This window comes from Lysinibacillus sp. NPDC096212, assembly GCF_044763105.1.
Lineage (GTDB): Bacteria > Bacillota > Bacilli > Bacillales_A > Planococcaceae > Lysinibacillus.
Genome location: NZ_JBIWFQ010000014.1, coordinates 38,522 through 64,901, shown reverse-complemented (window position 1 = coordinate 64,901; position 26,380 = coordinate 38,522). Strand labels below are relative to the sequence as shown.

Here is a 26,380-nt window from a genome sequence, read left to right as displayed (position 1 = left end):
AAATGATTCAGAAATGGAGATGGTTGTAAATGAACATAATCAAACAGCATCCGAAATTGTATGTTATGGATAATGGAACAATGCGAATGGATAAAAACTATATGATTGCCATGCATAACCCTGCAACGATCGATCATCCAAACCAGCCAAATGAATTTGTAGAATTTCCAGTTTATACAGTATTAATTGATCATCCAGAAGGAAAAATATTGTTTGATACAGCTTGTAACCCAAACTCAATGGGACCTGAAGGACGCTGGGGTGAATTTACTCAAAAAGCATTCCCAATTAATATGCCAGAAGAATGCTATTTACATCATCGTTTGGAAGAGTTAAATGTGCGTCCAGAAGATATTAAATATGTTGTTGCTTCACATTTACACTTAGATCATGCAGGCTGTTTAGAACTTTTTACGAATGCAACAATAATTGTGCAGGAAGATGAATTCAATGGAACTTTACAAACATATGCAAGAAATGTAAAAGAAGGTGCATATATTTGGGGTGACATTGATATGTGGATAAAGAACAACTTACAATGGCGCTTAATTAAGCGTGGTGAGGATAATGTGAAGCTTGCAGAAGGAATCCAAGTTTTGAATTTTGGTAGCGGTCATGCATGGGGAATGCTAGGTTTGCATATTAATATGCCAGAAACGGGTGGAATTATTTTAGCTTCAGATACCATTTACACTGCTGAAAGCTTTGGGCCACCTGTCAAGCCACCTGGAATACTATATGATTCTGTTGGTTATAATTCTACGGTTGAACGAATTAGAAGATTAGCAAATGAAACAAATTCACAAGTTTGGTTTGGTCATGATTCTGCCCAATTTAAGTCTTTTAGAAAATCGACAGAAGGTTATTATGAATAGATAGGAGCATAACAATTATGCATAAATTAACTTTTACTCCTGCAAGTTATACAGGCTGGGGTTGTTTGAACCAGTTATTACCAGAAGTAGAAAAATTAAAGGTGAAAAATATTTTAATTATTACTGATCCATTTTTAAAAGAGTTAGGTTTAACAGATAATGTTGAAAAGCCTTTACAAGACAATGGGTACTCTACAACCATTTATACCGATATTGCTCCTGAGCCACCGCTCGCAATTGGTGAAAAACTAGTTGATTTTACAAGAAAGCATCATTTTGATTTAGTCATTGGTCTAGGGGGAGGAAGTGCATTAGACTTAGCGAAACTTGCCGCTGTTTTAGCAACACATGATGGAAAAGTGGCAGATTACTTAAATTTAACGGGAACAAAAACTCTTGAAAATAAAGGGTTACCTAAGATATTAATTCCAACTACATCTGGCACAGGTTCAGAAGTGACAAATATATCCGTACTATCACTTGAAACAACTAAGGATGTTGTTACACATGATTACTTATTAGCAGATGTCTCCATTATAGATCCTGCGTTAACGATTTCCTTACCACCAAAAGTGACCGCTGCTACAGGCGTAGATGCTTTAACACATGCAATAGAGGCTTATGTTTCTATAAATGCCAATGAAGTAACTGATGCACTTGCACTACAAGCCATTAAATTAATTAGTGGCTCTATTCGAACTGCAGTGCATGACTCTCAGAATAAACAGGCTCGTTCGGATATGAGTTATGGCAGTTATTTGGCAGGCTTAGCCTTTTTTAATGCTGGTGTTGCAGGAGTACATGCTTTAGCTTATCCACTTGGTGGCCAGTTCCATATTGCTCATGGAGATTCCAACGCAGTGCTATTACCATATGTAATGGGCTATATTCGTCAAAGTTGCGAAAAACGTATGAAAGATATTTTAGATGCAATGGGTATTTCATCTGCGTATTTATCGCAAGAAGAGGCTTCCTATAAATGTGTAGATGCATTAAAGCAACTTGTTCACGATGTTAATATTCCGTCAACATTAAAAGGATTCAATATACCAGAATTAGCACTGGAACAACTAACTGGTGATGCGACAAAGCAAACAAGAATCTTAGCACGTAGTCCGATGCCGCTTAAGCGAGAAGATATCTATACTATTTATCGAGCTGCATTTGATGGAGAAGTTCGAGAACCTCATCTACTATAATGAATAAAAGAGAAACGTTGATTGCGGGCGTTTCTCTTTTTTTAGACTGTTTTCTCAAAGATTGTTTGGATATTTCTTGAATCGAAAATTTAACTAAAGTCCCTGTTAGTGAAATGACTATATACTTTCAGGTAAATAATGTTTATACATTTCCAATGCATCAGTATGCTCTTTTAATACAGCAATGGTTTTATGGTTTGGTTTTGCAAAAATAATAGAATAATCCTCTTCGTTAAGTTCCTTGTTAATTGAAAAAGCTAATTTTTCTTCATCTAATGAAAATTGAGCATTAACACCTGTTTTGTTTCCGCGAGCATCTAATCGTATCCACTTATTATGGGACTTTAAATAAACAGCATTCAAAGCGTGAATCGAATAGCCTTTTTCTGGAGTATCAAACAACATTAAACGCTGATAACAAAAACCTGTTGGAATTCCTTGCGAGCGTAATAGTGCTGCCAAAAGGTTTGATTTTGCATAGCAAATACCTTGTTTATACTTCAATACATCTGATGCGTGACAAGTAACTTTTTTCCCTTGAATATCCCAAGAATGTGATATTTCATCACGAACAAATTCAAAAGCAATTTTTGTTTTTTCAATTTCTGTTTGAGTTGACTTAAAAAGTTCCTCAATTTTTTCTTTAATAATTGAATTAGAGTAATCAACCACATCTAATTCAATTAAATAATCACCTAAATTTTCAGATTCAAATACAAAACCCATAAACCACCAACCCTTTCTGTTGAATTTTTATTTGTGGTTAAGTATTAATATACAACGAAGATAGGTGGTTAGTATATATTTTTCAACTGACGGTACAGTTTAGTTTAATTAGAAAAATGATATATACCATTGCCGAGGAGATAAAATAGAGGGTAGATTGAATCGAACTATATCTAAGAAAACAAAAAGGTCTGCTTTTATGAAAGCAGACCTTTTGTATATGCTAATGGTATTTATATTATCTTATATCGCTATTATAGCACGCATTGTTTTGAATTATAAGACTATTTATTCTGTTGTACATAATATACCATAATATGGAATGCGAAGGGAGGGGAAGGCAATGATTTTTGATCAGCTTTTATATGAGAGGCCTAACATCGTAAAATTTGAAGAAGTGGTATTTGAACTATTAGGAAAGTTTGACTCTGTAAACTCATTCGAAGAGCAATTTAAGCTAATAGATAAGATTAATTCGCTTAGAAATCATGTTTTAACAATGATGACTATTGCGGAGATAAGAGCACAATTAGATACCTCAGATAAGAATTATCAAGAAGAGCAAAAGTTTATCAATAAAAATTGGCCGGTATATGAAAAAGTTGTAGCGAGTTATTATGAACGCTTAATAAGGTCCACATTTAAAGAACAAATTAAGCAAAAGTATGGAAAACAATTACTGAATCTTGCTGAAATTAATGTAAATACTATTGGTTCATCAGTTATTGATAAATTAAAAAGAGAGAACAATCTTATAAGTGAATATACAAGATTGATGGCAAATGCCAAGATTGAATTTAAAGGAGAAGAGAGAAATCTATCTCAATTAGATAAATTTGTTTCATCTCCAGATAGAATGCTTAGAAAGCAGGCTATTGAAAAAAAATATGAACTATTGGAGCAATACGAAAATAGAATTGATGAACTTTTTGATTCTTTAATTCAAGTAAGAACGCAAATAGCAAAAGAGCTCGGTTACAATTCTTTTGTGGAACTTGGATATGCTAGACTTTCTAGGGTTGACTATGGTCAACAAGAGGTGGCTGATTTTAGAAAAATGATTTTGAAATATATGGTTCCTATATCCGAGAAATTAAGGGGAAAGCAACGGATTCGGATTGGGATTGGGATTGAGAACTTAACCTACTATGATGAAGAAGTGAGGTTTAAAACCGGAGAGGCTATCCTTAAAGGAGATTCTAATTGGATGATAGAAAAATTTAAAACTATTTTCCAACAATTATCTAATCAACCTGGTGAGATTTTCAAGTTAATGCATGAGAATAAATATATGGATTTAACCATTAAAGAAAATAAAGCAAGAGGTGCTTATACTACTTATTTATGTAATGAAAAGATACCATATATCTTTGCAAACTTTAATGGATCAAGAAAGGATGTAAAGGTACTGGCACATGAATTTGGTCATGCATTCCAAATGGCTATTTTTAACCAAAATAACAACATACCAGAATTTATACTTCCCACTAAGGAAGCTTGTGAGATTAGCTCAATTACAATGGAATTTCTTATTTGGCCTTACATGGAAGAAATATTTGGGGATGACGCAATGAATTATAGATATTCACACTTAGAAGATGCTATCTTTGCAATGCCTTATAGGGCTAGTATTGATGAGTTTCAACATTTTATCTATACAAATCCTAACTTATCATCAGTGGAGCGAAAGAAAAAATGGATTGAAATTGAACAAAAATATATGCCATATAAAACTACCTACAATCACTCTTACTTAAAAAAAGGGAACTTTTGGCACCAACAAACTCATTTATTTAAATTTCCATTTTACTATATCGACTATGCAATGGCTCAAATTTGTGCCTTGCAGATTTGGTCAATCGCACAAAAAGATATTTATACTGCTTGGAATGTATATATGGACATATGCAAACAGGGGGGACGTTTATCTTTCCTAGACTTACTTGATCATTCAGGAATCGCCTCACCATTTAAAGAAGAAGCATTTGAAAATATGATAAATTCCATTGATACATGGTTTAGTAAGAATGATTAATTACGACAAAATGCCATTAAAGAATCCCTATATAAAATAATTATAATATCTGATAAAAGTAACAAGTAACTTCTTAGTTAAACGAACGGGGCAGATTAGTTGAAGATAATATCTATATATAACTAATAGCATTTTGTTAATTTTTACATTTTGCTTCCTTATACAAAGATAGTACAATTTCAGTAAGGCTTATATAAACAAGAAGAGTAAGCAATTTTATAAACTTGTGGTGAGAAAATGTATAAAATTAGACATATTAATGTTCCCGTGGAAGGCTCGGATCTATTCGTTACAGCTGAATTCGAAAAGAAAGTTACACTTTGGTCATGGGCTACCAAAAAGAAATTGTCAGAATTTGAAACTATTTTAGATTTTGGTGGGCAAAGAATGTTGTTAATCCCTTTTCCTAGTCCAATTGTAGTTACAGCGGCGTACTCTCGTAAAGGTGTTGCTGCTTACGATGCATTAACTGGAGAAAAATTGTGGCACCGCAAAGATCTTACAAAAGTACAAGATGTTGATAGATTAATAATAGAGGATGAAATAGTTATCGGTTTAGGACGTAGCCAAGGTCCTTATACGATAGTAAATATAAGAGATGGTTCTACTAAGGAACAAATAAGAGGTGTTAGAAGGATCTTTACAGACAACGAAGGTTTAAAAAGGTTTGTTGTAAAAGATTCTCAAGATCAACTTATTGATGTTACCAATAATAAAGTTCTATTTAAGGATAAAATCAATCCTAAAAGCGTTGAATTCCTAGATGAACATTTTGTAGTTAACACATATGAAAAAATTGCTTGCTACGACTTTGAGGGTCAAATTGTATGGCAATATAACTGTCCTGAAGGGCATATTTTTCATAATTTAAGTAGGGATGTCAAAGAAGATGAGTGGCTATTTATTCTCTGGAATTGCCAAACTGGGGGACCAAAATCTATTTGTAGAATAAACGATTCTGGAATATTAGTAAGTAATAAAATTCTGGGTAATGTATTTCTATATGAATTCATAAAGCAAGGTGAATTTGTGATCACCTCTGATGGTGAGGTAAGAAATACGGATACACTTAGTGTTGAATGGAAGTTCTGTAATAAACTAATACAAAATAGTTAGTAATATCATTTATATTGCCAAAAGGATGAGAATAGTTTTGGTCTAATTTCGTTAGTGCAAAATGTGAAATGTAACACTTAAAATAACGAGTGGTTTAGTTAAATATTCGATTTACGAAATATCAAACATAAAAACAGAGTTGATTCTACACATTTTGTAGATTGACTCTGTTTTTATGTTTTAACAGCAACAATAATTGATTTATTCTATCCCTTGATTCTTTGCATTTCGGAAGTTTTTCTAATAAATTTCATCACCATAGAGAATTTCTGCAACTTGGAACAGAGAATGCAATGACTGTTAGGATAACCCTTGGTATTTGAATAATATATCTCCATCTATAACAAAATTTGACGCTGTTTCAAAAAAGATATATTATACGAGTAAGACAATTGACTTAAATGAAAGGGGTGAGTAAATATGAAAAAATTGCCTGAAGCAGAATTTGAGATTATGAGGATAGTTTGGGAAAGTAATCCTCCAATTACTACAGGTATAATAATGAGAGAAATAGGAAATGAGAAAGGTTGGAAGATCCAAACCGTAGTATCCCTTATGCAAAGATTAACTGAACGTGGATTTCTTCGCAGTGAGAAAAAAGGTAAGGAGAGATTTTATTACCCTATAGTAGAAAAAGATGCCTATCTAAGTTTTGAAACAGAGCATTTTATGAAGCTCTACCATAAAAATTCCTTTATGAATTTAGTGGGGACACTCTATAAATCCGATACTATTTCTAATGAAGATTTAGCTTCATTAATTAAATGGGTGGAAGAAAAGAGGGATTAATATGCACAGTATCATGGTAGGTTTATTCTTTAAATCAGTAGTTATGTCCTTTATTGGACTACTCTTTATAGCTGTAACGCCTTCCCTTTTAAAACGGTACAGTGCTAGATGGCTTTATTATGGCTGGTTCGCTATCCTTGCAGGTTTTATTTTACCATTTTCAATCAATAATATATCGACCCCAGTTTTCAATCTATCAGAATCGGTGCAAGTACCATCTAAAGAACCTGTTCCAACTAACAGTAGTCAGATAACGCTTGTGTCCTCATCTGTAGATACAGTGACAGCACTTTCTGTTTGGCAGATGGTGATGATAATTTGGATTTTAGGAATCGTTGTATTTTTGGCAGTTCATCTTGTAAGACATTATCGTTTTATGTACATGGTGAAAAGATGGGGGCAAACGATAACTGAACCGAAAACCCTTCATTTACTTGAAAAAGTTAAAAGTGAAATGAATATCACTAAGGAAATCGCATTGAAAGAATGTAGCTTTATCCATTCCCCCATGTTAGTGGGATTTACTAAAAATACTATCTGGCTACCTAATAATGCTTATCGAGAAGAAGAACTAAACATGATATTGAAGCATGAGTTAGTTCATTTAAAACGAAAGGATTTATGGTATAAAGCTTTTGTATTGCTGATTAGTAGTATTCATTGGTTCAATCCATTGTTCTATCTATTCGCTAAAGAACTGGACAACCTTTGTGAACACGCTTGTGATGAAGAAGTAGTAAAAAATACTGACATCCAACTTAGAAAAACGTATAGTCAGACGATACTACATGCTGAGAAATTAAAAAGAGGAGAAGGTGTTTTATCTACAAATTTTCTAGGGAGTACACAAATTCTAAAAAAGAGAATACTCTCCATTATGGATATGAGTAAGAAGAAATCCGGAATCGTTGTGATGGCACTATTAATTTTACTTTCAACAGGTGGAATGGCTGTCAGTTCAGCATTTGCTATTTCCAGTAAGCCGTTGAACTATTTAGACGAAACATTTATGAAAGAATCCATTTTAAATGGTGCATCAAGAGGCAACTTTGCATCAGACAAATTTATTATTTACCCAAAGAATATGGGGGATAGAAAAATTGTGCCACCTGAGCCTACTATAAACAAAGAGCTCTATCGTGATGTGTTTTCAGCGGGTGTCATTGGAACTGAAGCAAGATACCGATACCCGATTGAAATTGTGCATAAACAGAATGGACAAAAATATACAACGGTAATTCATATTGAATATGATTATGAGCTACTAGCACCTGTTGAATATGATGAGCTCAATACCCTTATCGAAGCCTATTTGTTGCCTTTTAATGAGTTAAAGTCTATACCATATGCAGATTTCATCACACCAAATTACCTAGAAAATAGATTGAAAGACTATATGCGAGATATTGATACACAGAATACAGACGCACGAGTGGAATTCACATTTCGTTTTGGTGGCTGGGTAACGAACAATGATCATCTGCCTTTCTCAAGTCAGAATCCTATAGGTACTACACCACGATATATGAAGTCTACACCATAGAAATCGTGTTGTATAGCTGAGTGATGTAGGCTTCTCCCTAATATTATTAAGAAACTTAGCATCTCTCGAACTATCACATATTAAGGGATGTGATACCACCTTCGAATCTAAGTAGAAATAGTTAAAAGGTTGTGTTCACCTTGTTCAACTCCCTTGAAAGAACTTAATCATCTTTTATCTTCTATGGTGAAGTGCTAATTTTTGCGCTACATGGGTGGCTAACGGGGTGCTGTAGTTAAATATTCGATTTACGAAATATCAAACATAAAAACAGAGTTGATTCTACACATTTTGTAGATTGACTCTGTTTTTATGTTTTAACAGCAACAATCATTTAAAAGCCTTTTTTAATATTTCTATGAAGTAGTTTTGGATACAGAATTATAATGAAAAATGAAATTTGTTACAATTGATTAAATTGTTGAAAATAAATCGAACGAAATTGGCAGCTCGACTGTCTAATAAGTAGAAGGGAGTGAATGTGATGGATGAACAAGCATTGGTGAAGCGTGCGATAGCTGGGGATGAAGATGCTTTTTTACATCTAATAAAACAATATGAACAGACGATGTACCGTATGGCATTCGCCTACTTAAAAAATGAGCATGATGCCATTGAAGCGGTACAAGAAGCTACATATCGAAGCTTAAAAAAGATACATACCGTAAAAGAACCAGGTTATTTTAGTACGTGGCTTGTCCGAATTTTACTCAATATTTGCCATGATATGCGTGAAAGAAGCAGACGTCTTGATTTCCAGGAAGACATAGAAATCAGCGATAACGCTCCCAATCACGAGCGCTTTGAAATGACAGATATTATTACAAAGCTACCAAAAGAGCAGCAAGAGCTTATTTTTCTAAAATATTTTCAAGATTATAAAAATCGAGATATTGCTATGTTACAAAATATTCCAGAAGGAACTGTGAAGTCAAGGTTACATGCGGCATTGAAAAGACTTAAACTATATTTTACGGAGAAGGGAGAGCTATAGATGAAACAGGTAGAAAAGCATGACTATGATATTTTTGTCAAAGAACTAGCGAAAATTGACATACCACATGAGCAATTAGAAGAGTCGCGTAGGAACAGTGTCATACGCTTCCAAAAAGAAAAGCGTAATCGACAACGTACATGGAAAAGCATTGTTGTTACTTGTGCATTATTGTTACTTTTTGTAACGTCTATTCGTGTATCTCCAGCTTTTGCTAGTGCCATCGCAAAAATCCCAGGCTTTACTCCATTAGTTGAGATGATTACGTATGATAAAGGGGTCAAAGATATACTCCATAATAACTATTATGAGGATCTAGGACTGTCACAAACGAAAAATGGTTTATCATTTACACTTCAAGGAGTTATTGCTGATGAAACAGGTATGATTTTGCCTTATACATTTTCAGCGCCGTTCGATGTTCATGATTTAGAGACTAAGAAAATGGAGCTCCGTCTAAATGGTGAGGTATTACCCGCTGGAATAAGTTATAGCTGGTATAGAGAAAAAGAAACATCTTTAATTGAAGATAAATTTGAGTTTTCATTTGAAAATCCTATAAATTATGACAATGCTAATTTTGAATTATATATCCAATTTGCAGATGAAAAACAAACAGAGTTTACGATTCCATTCTCACTTAAAAAGCCAATAGCGAAAACGAAGTCCTATGAATTGAATGAAAAAATGAGCTTTGAAGGACAGCAAATCACCATCAAGTCTGTCTCTATTTCACCGCTCCGTACAGGTGTTACAATCGCTCTCGATCCACATAATGATCAGCGAATTTTAGGATTTGATGATATTCGTCTATTGGATGAAAAAGGGGAGGAATGGACGACAATCAATAATGGCTTAACAGCTACAGGTAATCTAATAGATGGCGAAGAAACATTCTTTATGCAAAGTAATTATTTTAGGGAGCCTAAAAAGTTAACATTATCCATTGGAAAAGTAAAAGCATTGCCAAAAGGTCAGGATTTTATCGAGGTAGATTTTAATCAAAAGAAAGTGCTTTCCAAACCACCTCTCTCTGGCTTAAAAGTTCAAGTTAATAAGCACATGGTAACAATAAATGTTCCAACTTCTTATGAAAATAAAAATATCAGTTTACTTGGTACAGCAATAGATGCAAATGGTGAAACTGTTTATAGTAATTCAGGAAGTTATCATAGACCTGATGATTATGTAATTGAACAAACAGAAACATATGATATAAAGGGAGTTGCCAATCCAGTCCGCATCTATTTCTCACATTATGAAAATTTTTTAGATGGAACTCAAACGGTTGATATTCCATTGAAATAGTCAAACAAAAAAGAATCTGCTCATACAGATTCTTTTTGTTTACATTAAATTTTAAGCTTCAGCATCTGGTGTAAATGAACGTGTCGCTAATTCAGCGTCAAGCATAAAGATTGCGTTAGAATCATTTTCTATGCGTTCAATTTTACGGATTAACGTGTCGAATGTTGATTCTTCTTCCACTTGCTCGTCAATGAACCATTTTAAGAAAGCCATTGTTGCATGCTCGCGTTCGTCTAAAGCGATATCCGATAAATTATAAATACGGCGAGTCACTTCTTTCTCGTGTGAAAGGGCAGTTTTGAAGGCATGTAAAATAGACTCGAAATGATTATCTGGGCTATCGAAGCCTTGGATTGTTGCACGGTAGCCCATATCACTTAGGAAATTATAAAATTTCATCGCATGGAAGCGCTCTTCTTCAGCCTGTACTAAAAAGAAGTTGGCAAAACCATCGTAATCTTGATCTGTGCAATATGCCGCCATCGCCATATAAGCATGCGCAGAGTAAAATTCAAAATTCATTTGTTCGTTTAGTGCTGTGTGTAGTTTTTCAGATAACATAAAAGTTTTCCTCCCTTTGCAGTAAATACCTGCTGCTATTCTTATAGTATACAGCGAAAAAAGGCAATGTTGCAAAACTTAATTGATGTTTATTCTCAATTAGGGAATTTAATCAAATATTTTTTTTATGCGCCAAATTACTTCTAAAAGATTGATAAATAAATTAATGAAATCTAAATAAAGATTTAAAGCCATCCCAACGACCTCAGCATCTGAAACGTGATTATGTCGGATTTGGTTAAAGTCATAAACAGTATAGAGACTAAAAAGTAGTACAGTAATTCCTGCAATAATTAATCCGACCATATTGCTAACCGGTATAAACATAGAGATTAATGAAAATACAATAACGACGATTAATACGGTGAATAAATAGCTTCCCCAATTGGAAATGTCTTTATTCATCATCATACCAATCAGTGCTAACACAATAAAAATAGCTACAGTCGCTACGAAAACAAGTAAAACAAGCTGTTGTCCTAGCTCCGCAATGTAAAATTGTGTTGTCCAAAATAGTAAAATTCCCATTAAAAAGGGGATTGTATACATAATGGAATTAGCAAGCTTCAGGTTTCGTACAAAGATGACAATGATCAGAAGTACAAGCGCAATAATGGATATTGGCATGACAATTGCAGGAGGTAATAATGTTGCTATGTACATTCCGACAACTGTTAATACCCACATAAAAGCAAAGTGTTTTAAGATTTTATTTAAGTTTTGATTTTTAGCATACGCCATATAGAAAAGTCCTTTCTTTTGTAAAATAACTTTTATATAGTAACATACGAATCAACATTGAAAAAGATTCAATCATAAAAAATATGTATTATTATCATAATGTGGTGCTCACTGGGTACCAAGTATCCTGGTTTGGTGAGACAAACAATACCCGGCCTTCGCTAGGACCGGGTAATATTTTTGGGCATTATTTTACATTTTTTCTTTGGTTTTTCACACCAACTAAATAACCACCAAGGGCAATTGCAACTAAGACAATCCAGAAAATGGCCTTCCAAAGTGTTGAGTGTGGAAATTCATGTGGAATTATACCTAGTTTTTCGTGTGCTAATGTTAGAACAGCCAGCTTTACACCAACCCAACCAACGATTAAGAAGGCAGCTGTTTCAAGTGATGGAAATTGATCGAGTATTTTCACGAACCAACGAGCAGCAAAACGCATCATAATAACACCGATAATACCACCTAAAAACATCACGGCGAATTGCCCGGCATTAATGCCGCCAACATCGAAATTTCCGATATGAGGTAGTGTAACTGCAATGGCGACAGCAGCTAATATTGAATCTATGGCAAAGGCAATGTCAGCAAACTCAACCTTCAGTACGGTCATCCAGAAACCAGATTGTTTTTTATTCTCATGAATTTCCTCGGGATTTTGTTTGGCTTTTCGGGAATCATAAATATGCTTCGTCGACATAAATAATAAATAGGCAGCACCTAGAGCTTGAATTTGCCAAAAGTTAACGAGCGTTGTAATAAGAAATAGTGCCGCAAAGCGAAAAACAAATGCTCCCACTAAACCATATAGCAGTGCTTTTTGCTGTTGATTTTTTGGTAAATGCTTAACCATAACGGCCATAACAACGGCATTGTCTGCAGCTAATAAACCTTCCAGTACAATTAATACGATGAGGACCCATGCGTATTCTAGTAAAATTGCCTCCAAGTGTATTTCCTCCTTTATACTTTGAACAGAAATGAATAAACTGCCTTTAACGTATTCTTTGCTTTTTTAGGCAAAATAAAAAGACCCATGCCTAAAAAATAGGCAAAGGTCTTGCTAAGCTGATTAATTGGTTGTTGCACAGAATATCTGTACGCCAAGATATGCCTTCACACCCGATGGTAATAACCATGTAATGACGAATGTGAAATCAGATGCTTTGTTCACATCTGCTAGCTACTCCCCTTTGACATAATTGTCAAAAGCTATTCAATTCTTTATACATGAATTATAGCATGCTGATCACCAATTGCAAATCAAAATGTAAAGCTATGTTAAAAGTTCGGAAAGTTGTTGCTAGGAAAAGCTATTCTACAGTATTCTATTTAAATGATTTTTTGAGGATTGGATAAAAATAAGCATTCAGTATATAAATAACTATAAAGACAATAGCGCAGGATATTTCAAAGGGGATATATATAAACAAAAAGAGGAAGTTATTTGATACATTATCTCATCACCATAACATGTGGTTGATTTCCGTTCCGACTGGGCAATGGGGGTGTCCGGTTCTGAGCCGTTTCACTCGCTGCAAAGTTTCCGGGCTAGTGCGATATTGATCACTCAGTCGTGTGTTGTTGTTGCTGTCGCTGCGCTTTCGCACAAATCAATTGCCACAGGACGTGGCGCTCTTTAGACTGAGTTCCTCTATAATCGGTAGGTGTTTGAATAACCACTGAAAAGGAACTACATCCACATTCATCTTACCACCTTTGGGAGTTTTCTACTGAATGAAGATAATTGGAAAATGTTTTAACAAATATATTCCGCAATTTTTGGTGATGAGTCGATAAATTAAAATATCCTCTTAAATAGTTATGTACATTTAAGGGGATATTTTTAGTTTAATCATTAAATGTTCCCGTAAATGTTTTACGGCCAGAATTTACTTGGTTAACGTCTATTTCTAATTTACTAATAGAACTGGGCGTTAATGGGATCTTTCCATCCTTCTCCAGTCTTTTCCATACTTTCACATTTTTTCGGTATAGATGTTCAGAAAGACGATAAATATCAATATCTTTCGCTAATGCTTCTTTATACGTTGTTCTAATTTCTTTCTTCACTTCTTTTATAATCTTTTTTCTTATTTCATCTTCTGAAACATTAGTTTTTAACCCATTTAAAGTTGCATTTAATTTTACAACTACTTCAAATGTAACTTGATTATTTTTAACAAGTGGTTCAATATCTACCTTTATTTTTTCCAATGTTACCGTTAAAAAATCTGTTTCGTCATCTAACTTAAAGGTTATTTCACCTCTGTGCGTTCTATTATGCATCCATTGCATGCCTCTTGCAGCATCATTCTTAATTAAGCCTTTAAACCCACTTTTTGAAAGAACCCCGACCCCTATAAAGGTAGTATCCTGTCCTTGTTGCTCTGCCGTTTCCCAGTTTTTATTGATCGTTACATAAGGGATACCAATTTCGTGATTTGGTTCATTTAAGCCAATAACTAAATTACGGAAATTAACAGGCTCAACGAATGTTTCTTGATCATCTGTATCTAAAGGCGTACTAAGCTTTGATGATATAAGAGATTTATTCAAAATCGGCGTTAAAAGAAGGATGTCTTTTATAGAATCTTGAGTACAATAGGTCCATATTTGATACCTCGTTTCCCTATACCGCAACACAGTGTCTATAATGGAGAGGGCATTTTTATCTTTCAGTGCTTCCTCGGAGAAAATTATAAATGTCATATGCCCCCAAAACACTTTTTGGTCAATGGATCGAAATAATTTAAAAAGTGCTTCTTCCAACGTTTTTCCCTTCGCTTGTCCAACCTCTGCAGGTACTGTTTGAGGATTAGGATATTCGGATTTTGCAACATTGGTGAAGTTAATTAATTGCAAATATATTTCGTACTGACCATCTTTATAATCAATACCAAGTCCATCTACATAATACATTCTTTGAGCTTCATTAATATCCCAACATCCTGAAAGAAGTAGTGAAGTAGCTAAGCCTGAAAGTAAAATGAATTTTTTCTTCATTGCTTCTTCCTGCTTGAGGTACGCGTGTTATCCTGGGGTGCAAGTGCTTTATTGCGCTCAGTGTAGCCCTTTGGTGATAAGCGGAAGATCGATTTTTTAATTGTTGCCCAGTTTAAATCTGTGGCAAGATTCATGTAAGAGTAACCATAAATCCGGATATTACATAAGTAAAGAAGTGTAAAGTATAGTGAGATGAAAAATCCAAATAAACCTAAAAATGCACTAGCAATAATGAACGTAATACGCAATATACTGATGGTTGTGACAAGGGATTGATTGACAAGGGTAAATGATGCAATTGTAGAAATCGCGATAACTACAATCATTTCTGGACTTGTCACACCTGCGCGAATGGCTGCATCACCAATAATTAAACCTCCAACAACGCTTATCGTACCTCCAATAACAGAAGGCAGACGTAAGCCAGCTTCTCGAAACAATTCAAACATTAGTAGCATTATTAGCATTTCGAGAGAGGAGGGGAGAGGTAGACCTGTTTTTGCCTGGACGACTGTTGCTAAAAGTTGGAATGGCAATTGATTTTGGTGATAAGTCGTCAGAGAGAGCCAAAAGGCAGGTAACAGCAAACCAATTAATATGCCAGTAATCCTTAAAAGCCGTTCTATAGAACTGAAAACGATGGGATATTCATTATCTTCAGCGGATTTTAATAATAAAAATAAATTTACAGGTGTGATGACGGCATATGCTACACCATCGACAAAAATGAGAAAACGACCTCTTACTAGAGCCTGAATAGCATAATCAGGTCGTCCGGTATAATCAAATTTTGGGAAAAGCTTCGAGTTTTTGTTAATTCGCTCCATCAGGATATCCCCACTAAAGACAATATCAGTATCTACAGCGGCCAGTTGCTTTTTAATTCCGTGTAAAATATCCATATCGACAATATCGTCAAAATAAAGAATTGCCACTGTTGTTTTCGAACGTTTACCAAGCTCTACTTTTTCTACACAAAATGAATTCGTAGGTAAACGTTTTCGCAATAGCGCAATGTTGACGCGGATGTCTTCAATAAAGTTATCCCTTGGCCCCTTAACGATAACCTCCATCCTCGTTTCTTCGGGATTTCGATTGGGCTTTTTAGCAATGTTACTAGCGTATAAAAGTTCTTCCTCTTCAAAATAAAGCAGTAGAAACCCAGTATATACAAAGGTAATGGCTTCTTCTTTATCTTTGATTTTTTGAAGAGTTGGGACATGAAGTTGTTGTGTAATATTTTCTTCAAAGGTTGTATCAGCTAAATTGTCATAAAGAAATTGAATACGCCGAATAATGACTTCGTTTAGCAGTTGCTGGTCTATCATCGCATCACAGGTAATGAATTGCACCTTTTTTTGATTAAATGTATATTCCTGAAATTGAATATCTGCTGATTTTTGAAATAGTTTTTTTAAAGTGTTTAGGTCTATCGCCTTCTCCTGCTGAGGCATTATGATTCACCACTTTCCATTTCTTGTTTTTTAGGTTTATCCTTTTTAGAAGACTTACCTGAAAAGAAAGCTACTAGTACGAAAAATATGGACAAAAGGAAAAAGAAAATAAAAGTAATTGATAATATATAGTTCCCTTTCACCTTCAAAAATATGTTTTCATTTAAAATAATTAGCGGTAGACAAAGTAGAAAGAAGGGGGGAGCAATCATTTTCCATATTTGCTTCGGATCCCCAGTCATCTTCAATAAATCTGCTATAATATATAAGATGAAGCTAACTCGTATAAATGTTCCTGTAAGCCATTGGTAAATAGAGAAAAAGTCAAGATGCTCAATATAGCGACCAATCGATACTAATCCCCATTCCTCGTAGGCAGGATATCTTTGTTTTGCAGCTTCGGTTGGACCAAATTCAGCAACTGCGGCCACTAGTGGTCCTAAAGTAAGCCCCATTAAAATGATAAGCATGATGCCAAAATGATACCAACGAATGCGCTCTTTAAATTGGTGCTGTAAAAATATAAGCATTAATAATTCAATAAATCCTGATGCCGGGTAAATCATCCCTTTTATAACAGGTTGGAATCCGTGCTCAAAAAATGGACGTAATAACTCGTAATCTTTAACCTGTATATTTGTAAATGCTACGAAAAAACCAAAGACTATTACACCGAATAATACAAAGACATTTAAAATAACAATGGTTTGTAAGCTTGTTGTAACGAGTAAAAGACAAAGAATCGTATAAATGAGTAATAATACAATGACCGGTGTTTCAGGTAAAAACGTAGTGTTTACCCATTGCAATGTTTCGACCATCGTAAAAGCAGCTAGAATGAGTAAAAAAATAACTATAATATAGATGACAATTGTAGAGCCCATTTTCCCGATTTCCCCATCTAACCAGTCTCTAATAGGTTCCTGATTCGTCTTTTTTTGTATATAAACTAAAAGAAATAGCCAGAAGAATATAATAAATGCGGCCATTAAAACAGATGCCCAACCATCTCTCCCTACAACGCCGAGTAGTGGGGGTATAATTGTCACGTGATTTTTTAAGCCGATAACAGTCATAGATAAGAAGACAACATGTAAAATACTAATTGATCCTACACCTTTCATATAAAAACCCTCTAACGTTAATTGATACACTTTAGCTTAGACAAAAAGTGAGGGGATTATAAGTATGACAAACTACTCTGAATAGAGATTTTTAACTTCTTTCAGCGGTTGATAGCGACAGCTACAATTATGCCGAGGCATAATTGATATCGTTCATGAAAAAATATTTTATAGAAAAAAACGAGGTAATTGACGGTTCAAATACCTCGTTTTTTAAAATTATATTTTAAAGGGCAGTAAGTCTCCCCCATAAAGAAGTGAGGTGAGAGACTTACTGCCCGTAAAAGCCCGATTGGTGAAGATTAATAATCCGTGGATATAGAAACCCCCACGGATTTAGGTTTCACTTTATTGCAAATGATTAATGAATATAATTAGAGCTTACAAGATCTTTTTTAAGGACATCGGTTGGGATTTCGAATTCTACAACGCCCATATAGCCAGGTGCCACTTCATATTTATCGAAGGAAATCACAAGTTTCCCTTTATCAGAAATATAAAATTGCTGGTCTGCTTTAATAGCTGTAAAGTTGTCCGTAACTTCTTCATCTGGAAGCCCTGCACCTTTTACCCAGTATACTTTATCTGAGTCAGATGCAGCTTGTTTACGCATCTGTTCAATAATGTTTTCGCTGATCGATTTAATATAACGATCGTCTTTAAATAGCATTGGTAGTGTAATTAAAATTTCATTTTGTTTATCAATTGTATCGTAGTGCATCGTTGTAGAAGATGATGCAACTGTATTGACAGTATAGCGACCAATCGACAAGATTTGGTCATTATCTGTTTTTACGTCGTAGCCACTATCTACACCTAGATGGCCGCCACCGTTAGCCTTTAAATCACCAACTTCGGCAATAAAGTCATTATAAAGAGCTTTGCCTTCTGAACGGTATTTCTCATTTAAAGCATTAGCAAGATCTTTATTTTCTAAGTTTTCGATAGAAGGTACCTTAATGTCTGCATCATACGTTTCTTCTTTTACTTCATATTCAGTCCAAGTTAAGACTTTTACGACACTACCAACAACAGGAATATCTGAAAGTGTTCGTGCCATTGCCGGACTGACATTTAAACCAGCTGTAAAAAGCATTGCAGCTGCCGCAGATCCAAGTAACCATTGTGGTGCTCGTTTTTTTCTTTTCTTTTTACCTTGTTTTAAAGCGTTTTCAACCACAAAATCAAGCTCCTTTGGGATAGATACCTCATTATATTGTTTTTCTAATTCTTTTAATTTTTCATCCATGTGCTGTTTCTCCCTTCACATCTTCTAACTGTATTTTCAATAGTTTTAACGCTTTATAAAGACGTGATTTAGCAGTACTCAGCTTAATGTTAAGGATATTTGCAACATCAGCGAGTTTTAAATCTTCAAAATAATGTAAAATAACAACTTCACGATACATTACGGGTAAGTCATCTAACGCATGTTCTAAATCAACGTTTTCGTAGACATCCTCTTGTGCAGGTGTTAAAAATTGCAATGTATCATCGTCTGTCACTTGTAAGCGTTTATGCTTACGTAAAAAATCTATAGATGTACGTACGACGATTTTGTAAAACCAGCTTTTCATATACTCGACATTTTCTAATCGATCTAGAGAAAGCATTGCTTTTTGAATACTGTCTTGTACAACATCAAGTGCGTCCTGTTCATTTTTCGTATAGCTATACGCGAGCAAATAAAAACGCTCTTTCTGTTCACGAATTAACTGGACAAACACCTCTTCATGTTGAAATGCATTTCTTGTTTTCATGTCCAAAGAAGCTCCTTTATAACATTTTCAAATTGTATACAACTACTAGACGTGTGAAAGGGGAAAAAAAGTTTATCGCATAAAAAACTTATCTTATTTTTGTTAACTTCAAAGATAAGTCATTGGTACTTGGTAATTTACCCCGCATAACTGTCAGTAAAAAATCGATTTGTAATAATCATCAGTGCGGATTAAGAAATCCTCCACTGGTAAAGTTGCACTATGCTGTACATTTTACTGTGGTGAAAAATCATAGCAAATTATAATCCTTTTACAATTGCTTAGAAAGGGGAAAGAGTAAATTGGTCACAATTACAAATAAAATTGGCTGGGGGAGGAAGAGCATCTGAGTAGCTGGAATTGCAATCGAAGAAAATATCCTAAAAATATGATTGAAATGAGAAAGTGTCTCTGGAATTTTTTCTACATGAACCATCTCGTACATATAGTAGAGTGAAAATACAAGCAATTACTCCTTTAGCTGCTTTTTGGCAGGATTTCTTTTATGTATGTTGATTGTATATCTTTCTTTAAGTTTTGCTCTTGGCCCTGGAATAGGTGGAATTTTTTCTCAGAAAGGAACATTAGGTATGAAAAAGTCAAAAGACGCTAAAGATTTAAAAGATAGTTTAATACCATTGGGAATCATTTTTGGTAGTGCTTTCGGTGAGATTTTTGGCATGTACTTCAAACCAAACTTTTTAGTATTTACAATTAGCTTGGGGGCTGGAATAGGTTATTTATTTGGAGTTATTGCTTATGGAATTTATAGTAAGAAAGAATAATTATAGACAGAGAAGTATGAGTAACTGAACTTTAATAGAAGCATGCTGTATTTTTAACATGCTTCTATTTGGTTGATAAATTGATAACTTCTTATACAATTTCATTAATGAAAAATGCCACAGCTAGTTTGATCTTCATTATAACTGCATGGAAAAATTGATAGATATAAGGAATCAATCATGAAAAATAGTCATATGTATTTTTCAAAAGTAATAGAATTGTCACAACGATAAATAAATTACGCACGTACCCGCTACCACGTTTAATGGCAAATTTAGAACCAACAATAGCTCCAGCAATTTGCGCAAGTCCCATTGGTAAACCATAGGCATAATTTATTTGCCCTAAGTATATAAACATAAGAAGGGCGGCGATATTACTTCCGAAATTTAAAAACTTGGCATTTCCCGCAGATTTTAAAAAGTCAAAGCCAACAATTAAAAAGGCAAACAGTAGAAACGAGCCTGTCCCTGGCCCTAAAAAGCCATCATAAAAGCCGATTAAGGTAATGATCACCACGAAAAATGCGTAGCGTTTAGGTGTCAATTTTTTATAGGTAGAAATGCTACCCCAGTCTTTTTTGAAAATAGTATAAATTGCCACAGCTGCTAGCATGACAAGCATAAGTGGCTTTAATACGCTGGGATCCATAAGATGGACAATCCATGCACCAATCATGGAACCTATAAAAACAAAAGGGAACAATTTATAAACGGCTTTAATATCCAATTTTCCGGAGCGATAAAATGTAATGGTGCTCGTTAATGACCCCATGGTGCCCGCTAACTTATTGGTAGCCACGGCTGCAGATGGTGGAAGACCAACAAACATAAGAGCTGGTAATGAAATTAGTCCGCCTCCTCCTACAACAGAATCAATAAATGCAGCTAGAAAGCCCAAAATAATAAGAATGAGTAAAATGTTTACATCTAAATCAAAAGGCACGGTGGTCATCTCTTTTCTATAATAATATTCTGATAGTAGCGAAATGAATCGTGACTGTAAATAGCTCAAATAGTATTTCTCTATTAATTTTGAGAATTAAATATTTTTAAATATTTTAAAATTCTACAAAAATCAAAAATATTCTACTTTGTGTATATATTTTAATGTATTATGTAGGTGATGATGTTTTTTTGCGTAAAGGGGACGTGATAGCATTTGAGTTTAGGGAATCATGTAAGAGTATTTATTTGTGTTGTGTTTATGGGGCTACTTGTCGGATATATATATAATGCCAAAAAAGATATAACTGATAATGAATATATCGATACTGTAAAAGAAGGGTATTTGGGGGGTTTTTCAGAAGTATCTGTGCGTAATGCATTTAATTATGCATTTTTCGAACCATATTGGCGATATTATCAGGCAAAAACAGGCGAGCATGTTGTCGAATTATCAGGTGATATTACATTTGAAGATGAAAAAGGACATGCCATTTTACAGTTCGTAGTGGATGAAAAAACAAAGCAATTTTCTATTTATGCAATGAAATTTAATGATGTCGTATTGAGTCCCAAACAAAACCGGTTGCTTATTGGCATGGTTTATGACACATGGCATGCAAATCGGCTTGCCTATGAGTAAGGTCTTTTGCTTTGTAAAAAGAACTTCCTATATTACAGTAAGGAGGAATGCTTAGACAGAGAGGGTGTTTTCAATGAGATTAAGTATTTTAGATCAAATGCCTATACCAAAAGATCATACTGCTGAGGAGGCTTTTCAGCGTACAGAACAAATAGCGCTCTTAGGTGAAGAACTTGGCTATCATCGTATGTGGTTAGCGGAGCACCATAATAGCCATTCACTGGCAAGTTCAGCTCCCGAGGTTACAGCTGCTTTCCTAGCAGCGAAAACAAAACGTCTTCGTATCGGTACTGGAGGCGTGATGATGATGCACTATTCTCCATATAAGCTGGCAGAGGTTTTTAAAACATTAAGTGGCTTAGCGCCGAACCGTATTGATTTTGGCGTCGGCAGAGCCCCTGGTGGTGACCATGCCTCTATTTATGCACTAGCAGAGGGAAGAAGACAACGTTTTACAGAGCAATACGATAAGCTCGAAATAACTTTAAAACTGATGAATAATCAAAAAACAGGCGAAGATGTCTATGATCAAGTGATAGCGGCCCCAGCTAATATCCAATTACCTGAGGCTTGGTTACTTGGGTCTAGTGGTCAAAGTGCTATGCAGGCAGGAAGATTAGGTGTGGGCTATTCATATGCGCAATTTTTCACTGGCAACATGTCAAAGGATATATTTGATACGTATAGAGATTACTTTATACCTTCCTATTACATGGAGAAGCCACAAATTATCGTTACTTATGCGGCGACAGTTGCAGATACACTAGAGGAAGCGGAATATTTGGCAAAGCCGATTGATATTACACGCCTCCATCTCATGAAGGGACAAATCATTCAAGCGATGTCGCCTGAGGAAGCAAAAGATTTTCCACTTACGGAGTTGGATAAAATGACAATCGCTAATAATCGAAAAGCCAATCTTGTCGGAACTCCTAAGGAAATTGCTAAATTTTTAGTAGCAGAGCAAGAGCATTATGGATTTGACGAGGTAATGCTAAACTGCAATCAATACGCACTAGAAAGTCGCATGAATACTTATAAGCTAATTGCAAAGGAATTAATATGAATCACACAGTGTTAGTGGCATTAAGTAAAACCTACTAAACAACAAGAGAAGCTCCTAATTTGCTAGCGAAAAAACTATATGAATCTTGTAAAAGGCAGTACTGCAAATAATCAAGAAAAATCGAGTTGAATTCATGTGGTAGTAAAAATATAAGAAGTTTTTATGAAAAATAACATAAAAGAAGCGATGTTTAGTTCGGAAACATCGCTTTTTTCATATAAACTTATTTGCCTTCGAAGACTTTGTGTAGGTCTTTAAAGAAATTCATGATTTTATAAATAACAAAATACGTTTTGATGTTATAAAGAGGTTTAGTAGTGCGTCCATGCTATAATGTTAGTAATAAAAAAGAGGTGATCTCTGATGAATCGAAAAGCAATACGAAGAATTCCGTTAGAAAAGTTTTTTGATTTAAAGGTTGATTTTGCCTTCAAGCAATTGTTCGGTAATAAAAAGAATAAAAAAATTACTATTGTCTTTTTGAATGCGATTTTAAAACTTACCGGACGAGATACTATTAAAGAAGTAACGTTCATTCAGCAAGAATTGGGCGGTGAATTTCAGAATGATAAACAATCTCGGCTCGATATTCTTGTGAAAACACAAAATGGTGACTTTATCAATGTGGAAATTCAACTATCCAATCAGCAAGATATGACAAAAAGAACGCTATATTATTGGGCAAAAATGTATGAGTCACAACTAGTTAGAGGTATGGGCTATAGTGAATTACGTCCAACCATTACGATTAATATATGCAATTTTACAATGTTTAAAGACAACAAAAATTATCATAGTACTTATCATCTGTATGAAGACAGAACATTATCAAGGCTAATGCCAGAAGAAGATGTGCTGGAAATTCACTTTATAGAAATGAACAAGTTTATTGCTCTTTGGCATGAAGAAAAATTGGATGCTCTTGATGACATATTAATTCGATGGTTGTTATTACTTGGTATGGTCGATGGTCGCAAAAAGAAAGTATATGCAGAGATTTATCGTGAATTGGAGGGGTTAGCGATGAAGGATGAAAACTTACGTGCAGCATTTGATACATGGGAAGAAATTAGCCAATCCCCTGAAACAATTCTTGCTTACCAGTCACGCTTAAAGTATATCCTAGATGAAGAAGCCCGCTACATTGATGGAATCAATAAGGGAAGAGAACAAGGATTAGAACAAGGTCGTAAACAAGAACGAATAGAGTTAGTGAAAAAATTACTTAAACGTCATGAACCGATTGAAGAAATAATGGATTTAATAGGCTTATCGAGAGAAGAAATTGAAAGAATAAAAAGTTTAAATTCACCTCAAGAATAAGCACAGAAAACCATTAAAAGGAAATTAGTAAGTTTAAATGACTCTTTTCAATGGTATGCTTTAATTATATAAGGATATGAAAAATCACACATATAAAGGATCACTTTTTCTTATAGTTGTTGGCAAGGGAAAGCTATCGACATCAGGACTTAACAGAACATATATTGTTAAAGCAAAAATATCATAAATCCTATAAAAAATGTCCAATGCAAATGTATGCATTGGACATTTTTTCTTTTTACACTCTAGCAGAGCCACTAACAAACTTCGTATCTTTATAATACATATTTTGAACAAGAACGTTAGGACCTAAGCATTTTACTGCGGGACAGTGACAGTTTAGTGATTTCGCCAAATCTGTTGCCATCCATTTATCGAAAATCGCTGGTAATTCGTCGTTTACAATATTGCCTAGCGCAGGTGTGTCGCCAAAGTCTGTTACAATGACATCACCTGTAAAGATATTGACATTTAAGCGAGAGCGACCATCTGGGTCATTACGCATCGTCACGTTTTTTTCTTCTCTTAGTCGTTTTAGAAGCTTTTGATCTTCTTCATTCATGCTGCATGGATAGAAAGGTAACGTACCAAATAGCATCCAAGTGTTTTCATCTCGAACATCGAGTAGATGATGAATCGCCTCACGAGTTTCCTCAAGTGATAAAGATGTAAGGGCACTAGCAAAATCTGAAGGGTACATCGGATGTACCTCGTGGCGTGCGCATTTCATTTCGTTGATGATTTGGTTATGGATATGCTCTAAGTACGGTAGAGTTTTCTTGTTTAACATTGTTTCCGCCGATACCATTACGCCATGTTCTGCTAGCATTTTTGAGTTATCAATCATGCGTTGGAACAAAGCTGCACGTTGTTCATAAGTCGGTTTTCGCTCCATCATGGCAAAGCCTGTTTCAACGAATTCATCGATAGTACCCCAGTTATGTGAAATATGTAGTACATCTAAATATGGTGCAATCAGTAAATAACGTTCGGGTTCCAATGTTAAGTTGGAGTTGATTTGTGTTCGCACGCCACGTTCATGCGCATATTTCAATAAAGGCAATACATAGTTTTGAACGGATTTCTTAGACATCATCGGTTCTCCACCAGTGATTGAGATTGTTTTAAGGTGTGGAATTTCATCGAGACGCTTTATGATTAGCTCAATTGGTAAAGCATCTGGATCTTTAGTTTGTAAAGTATATCCAACTGCGCAGTGTGAACAGCGCATATTACAAAGAGTCGTTGTTGTGAATTCAATATTAGATAGGGTCATATGCCCATGTTGTTCAACATCTAAATACGCTTCCCATGGATCAAAGGCAGGCGTAATTTTTTGTAGAGTCGTCATAATTCGTACATCTTCCTTTCTAGCATTCTATTGTCTCATATTCGCTGTTATTTTCAAATACGAAATTATCGAAAGGGCTATTTTTAGGCAAGATGATCATTTTTGTTACTCAATGAAGGAAATATTTTTAATAACTTACCTTCATCTAAGATTTCCTAAAATTCTGTAAAATAGAGTGATAGATAGATTTGCTGTTATTTTTCTCAAAAAACGATATGATAGAAGGAGTGAAATGGTAATACAGCACCAAAGAAAGTAGGAAATGACATGACTAAGTATGAAACATTATTGTTTGACGTGGATGACACATTATTAGATTTTGACTTAGCTGAAAATGCAGCACTTGACCGTTTATTTAAGCAGGAAAATATTGCAGTAACTCCAACGATGATTGCTCGTTATAAAGAGATTAATGAATCTATGTGGCGTGCTTTTGAACGTGGTGAGGTGTCTAAAGAAGCACTACATAACACTCGATTTTCAATTGCTTTAAAGGAATTCGGCGTAGAAGTAGATGGAGAGTATTTTGAGGCAATTTTTCAAAAATATTTGAAAGAGGCACATCATTATGTAGACGGTGCCTACGAAGTAATTGAACAGCTTGCAGATAACTATGAGTTATATGTCGTTTCAAATGGTAAAACAATTACCCAAAATAAACGACTAGAGGATGCAAATTTAGCACAATTTTTCAAAGGCATTTTTGTCTCGGAGCAAACAGGTTATCAAAAGCCAATGCCAGCTTTTTTCGATTATGTTTTTGAACGTATCGATCATATAAATAAAGATAAAACCTTGATTATTGGTGATTCCTTAACATCTGATGTTAAAGGTGGACTACAAGCTGGAATTGATACATGCTGGTTTAATATACGTGATATAGAAAATACAAGCGATATTCAACCACAATATGAAATTAAAAAGCTTCATGATTTAAACTTGTTGTTAGATAACAAAGTGGCGATATTTTAGGTAAATATTTATACTACGCTTCAACTGTTCGTAAGCTCGATCAATTGAAGTGTAGTTTTTGGAT

The 26,380-nt window shown here is 34.6% G+C and carries 24 protein-coding genes; 13 read left to right on the top strand and 11 right to left on the bottom strand.

Annotated features, from left to right (window positions below):
• Positions 1-29: 29 nt before the first annotated feature.
• Together ahlS and ACIQ7T_RS14870 are read left to right on the top strand one after the other, a co-directional pair.
• Entirely contained in the window at positions 30-875 is an 846-nt protein-coding gene (ahlS, locus tag ACIQ7T_RS14875; protein WP_370080413.1) for an AhlS family quorum-quenching N-acyl homoserine lactonase, read from the top strand.
• 17 nt (positions 876-892) lie between these two features.
• Positions 893-2,074, top strand: a complete 1,182-nt coding sequence (locus ACIQ7T_RS14870; protein WP_370080411.1) for an iron-containing alcohol dehydrogenase — start codon at positions 893-895, stop codon at positions 2,072-2,074.
• Between the two features lie 117 nt (positions 2,075-2,191).
• On the opposite strand, the gene ACIQ7T_RS14865 is transcribed toward ACIQ7T_RS14870, so the two are convergent.
• Entirely contained in the window at positions 2,192-2,800 is a 609-nt protein-coding gene (locus ACIQ7T_RS14865) for a transglutaminase-like domain-containing protein (protein ID WP_370080409.1), read from the bottom strand.
• A gap of 343 nt (positions 2,801-3,143) precedes the next feature.
• Between ACIQ7T_RS14865 and ACIQ7T_RS14860 the strand changes: the two genes are divergently transcribed.
• The 6 genes from ACIQ7T_RS14860 to ACIQ7T_RS14835 all read left to right on the top strand — a co-directional run bounded on the left by ACIQ7T_RS14860 (position 3,144) and on the right by ACIQ7T_RS14835 (position 10,585).
• Positions 3,144-4,835: a M3 family oligoendopeptidase gene (locus tag ACIQ7T_RS14860; RefSeq protein ID WP_402871228.1), complete on the top strand. Its 1,692-nt coding sequence runs from the start codon at positions 3,144-3,146 to the stop codon at positions 4,833-4,835.
• Between the two features lie 237 nt (positions 4,836-5,072).
• Positions 5,073-5,951 (top strand): PQQ-binding-like beta-propeller repeat protein, encoded by an 879-nt coding sequence (locus ACIQ7T_RS14855; protein WP_370080406.1) that lies wholly within the window; start codon positions 5,073-5,075, stop codon positions 5,949-5,951.
• A 420-nt stretch (positions 5,952-6,371) separates the two neighbouring features.
• Positions 6,372-6,740 (top strand): BlaI/MecI/CopY family transcriptional regulator, encoded by a 369-nt coding sequence (locus tag ACIQ7T_RS14850; RefSeq protein ID WP_370080404.1) that lies wholly within the window; start codon positions 6,372-6,374, stop codon positions 6,738-6,740.
• 1 nt (position 6,741) lies between these two features.
• Positions 6,742-8,283, top strand: a complete 1,542-nt coding sequence (locus ACIQ7T_RS14845) for a M56 family metallopeptidase (RefSeq protein WP_370080402.1) — start codon at positions 6,742-6,744, stop codon at positions 8,281-8,283.
• 484 nt (positions 8,284-8,767) lie between these two features.
• A complete protein-coding gene (locus ACIQ7T_RS14840) occupies positions 8,768-9,277 on the top strand; it encodes a sigma-70 family RNA polymerase sigma factor (RefSeq protein WP_370080400.1) in 510 nt (169 codons plus the stop codon).
• Complete coding sequence (locus ACIQ7T_RS14835) at positions 9,278-10,585, top strand: DUF4179 domain-containing protein (RefSeq protein WP_402871222.1); 1,308 nt, start codon at positions 9,278-9,280, stop codon at positions 10,583-10,585. It begins immediately after the preceding gene.
• Between the two features lie 51 nt (positions 10,586-10,636).
• Here the strand turns inward: ACIQ7T_RS14835 and ACIQ7T_RS14830 are convergent, their stop codons facing one another.
• The 8 genes from ACIQ7T_RS14830 to ACIQ7T_RS14795 form a co-directional block, all read right to left on the bottom strand.
• Entirely contained in the window at positions 10,637-11,146 is a 510-nt protein-coding gene (locus ACIQ7T_RS14830) for a ferritin (protein ID WP_370044429.1), read from the bottom strand.
• 108 nt (positions 11,147-11,254) lie between these two features.
• Positions 11,255-11,887: a Bax inhibitor-1/YccA family protein gene (locus tag ACIQ7T_RS14825; RefSeq protein ID WP_370080396.1), complete on the bottom strand. Its 633-nt coding sequence runs from the start codon at positions 11,885-11,887 to the stop codon at positions 11,255-11,257.
• Positions 11,888-12,074: 187 nt separating this feature from the next.
• Positions 12,075-12,836, bottom strand: coding sequence for a TerC family protein (locus tag ACIQ7T_RS14820; RefSeq protein ID WP_370080394.1), 762 nt, complete (start codon positions 12,834-12,836; stop codon positions 12,075-12,077).
• A gap of 902 nt (positions 12,837-13,738) precedes the next feature.
• Entirely contained in the window at positions 13,739-14,893 is a 1,155-nt protein-coding gene (locus ACIQ7T_RS14815) for a Ger(x)C family spore germination protein (protein WP_370080392.1), read from the bottom strand.
• Complete coding sequence (locus ACIQ7T_RS14810; RefSeq protein ID WP_370080390.1) at positions 14,890-16,347, bottom strand: spore germination protein; 1,458 nt, start codon at positions 16,345-16,347, stop codon at positions 14,890-14,892. Before ACIQ7T_RS14810 ends, ACIQ7T_RS14815 begins: the two co-directional genes overlap by 4 nt.
• Positions 16,347-17,471 (bottom strand): endospore germination permease, encoded by a 1,125-nt coding sequence (locus tag ACIQ7T_RS14805; RefSeq protein WP_370080388.1) that lies wholly within the window; start codon positions 17,469-17,471, stop codon positions 16,347-16,349. Before ACIQ7T_RS14805 ends, ACIQ7T_RS14810 begins: the two co-directional genes overlap by 1 nt.
• 361 nt (positions 17,472-17,832) lie before the next feature.
• On the bottom strand, positions 17,833-18,720 hold the full coding sequence (gene rsiV / locus ACIQ7T_RS14800) for an anti-sigma-V factor RsiV (protein ID WP_370080386.1): 888 nt from the start codon (positions 18,718-18,720) through the stop codon (positions 17,833-17,835).
• Positions 18,713-19,231 carry an RNA polymerase sigma factor SigV gene (locus tag ACIQ7T_RS14795; RefSeq protein WP_100543794.1) on the bottom strand — a complete coding sequence of 173 codons (519 nt, stop codon included), beginning with the start codon at positions 19,229-19,231 and terminating at the stop codon, positions 18,713-18,715. Before ACIQ7T_RS14795 ends, rsiV begins: the two co-directional genes overlap by 8 nt.
• Positions 19,232-19,740: 509 nt before the next feature.
• On the opposite strand from ACIQ7T_RS14795, the gene ACIQ7T_RS14790 reads away from it, so the two are divergent.
• Positions 19,741-20,016, top strand: coding sequence for a hypothetical protein (locus tag ACIQ7T_RS14790; protein ID WP_370080384.1), 276 nt, complete (start codon positions 19,741-19,743; stop codon positions 20,014-20,016).
• Between the two features lie 178 nt (positions 20,017-20,194).
• Here ACIQ7T_RS14790 and ACIQ7T_RS14785 read toward each other — a convergent pair whose 3' ends face one another.
• Positions 20,195-20,962, bottom strand: coding sequence for a sulfite exporter TauE/SafE family protein (locus tag ACIQ7T_RS14785; RefSeq protein ID WP_370080382.1), 768 nt, complete (start codon positions 20,960-20,962; stop codon positions 20,195-20,197).
• 216 nt (positions 20,963-21,178) lie between these two features.
• Between ACIQ7T_RS14785 and ACIQ7T_RS14780 the strand changes: the two genes are divergently transcribed.
• The 3 genes from ACIQ7T_RS14780 (at position 21,179) to ACIQ7T_RS14770 (ending at position 23,993) form a co-directional block, all read left to right on the top strand.
• Entirely contained in the window at positions 21,179-21,604 is a 426-nt protein-coding gene (locus tag ACIQ7T_RS14780; RefSeq protein WP_370080380.1) for a hypothetical protein, read from the top strand.
• 73 nt (positions 21,605-21,677) lie between these two features.
• Entirely contained in the window at positions 21,678-22,670 is a 993-nt protein-coding gene (locus ACIQ7T_RS14775; RefSeq protein WP_370080378.1) for an LLM class flavin-dependent oxidoreductase, read from the top strand.
• Positions 22,671-23,033: 363 nt separating this feature from the next.
• Complete coding sequence (locus ACIQ7T_RS14770) at positions 23,034-23,993, top strand: Rpn family recombination-promoting nuclease/putative transposase (RefSeq protein WP_370080376.1); 960 nt, start codon at positions 23,034-23,036, stop codon at positions 23,991-23,993.
• 238 nt (positions 23,994-24,231) lie between these two features.
• On the opposite strand, the gene yfkAB is transcribed toward ACIQ7T_RS14770, so the two are convergent.
• Positions 24,232-25,344, bottom strand: a complete 1,113-nt coding sequence (yfkAB, locus tag ACIQ7T_RS14765; RefSeq protein ID WP_370080374.1) for a radical SAM/CxCxxxxC motif protein YfkAB — start codon at positions 25,342-25,344, stop codon at positions 24,232-24,234.
• A 267-nt stretch (positions 25,345-25,611) separates the two neighbouring features.
• On the opposite strand from yfkAB, the gene ACIQ7T_RS14760 reads away from it, so the two are divergent.
• Positions 25,612-26,316, top strand: coding sequence for a YjjG family noncanonical pyrimidine nucleotidase (locus tag ACIQ7T_RS14760; RefSeq protein ID WP_402871212.1), 705 nt, complete (start codon positions 25,612-25,614; stop codon positions 26,314-26,316).
• Positions 26,317-26,380: the final 64 nt, after the last annotated feature.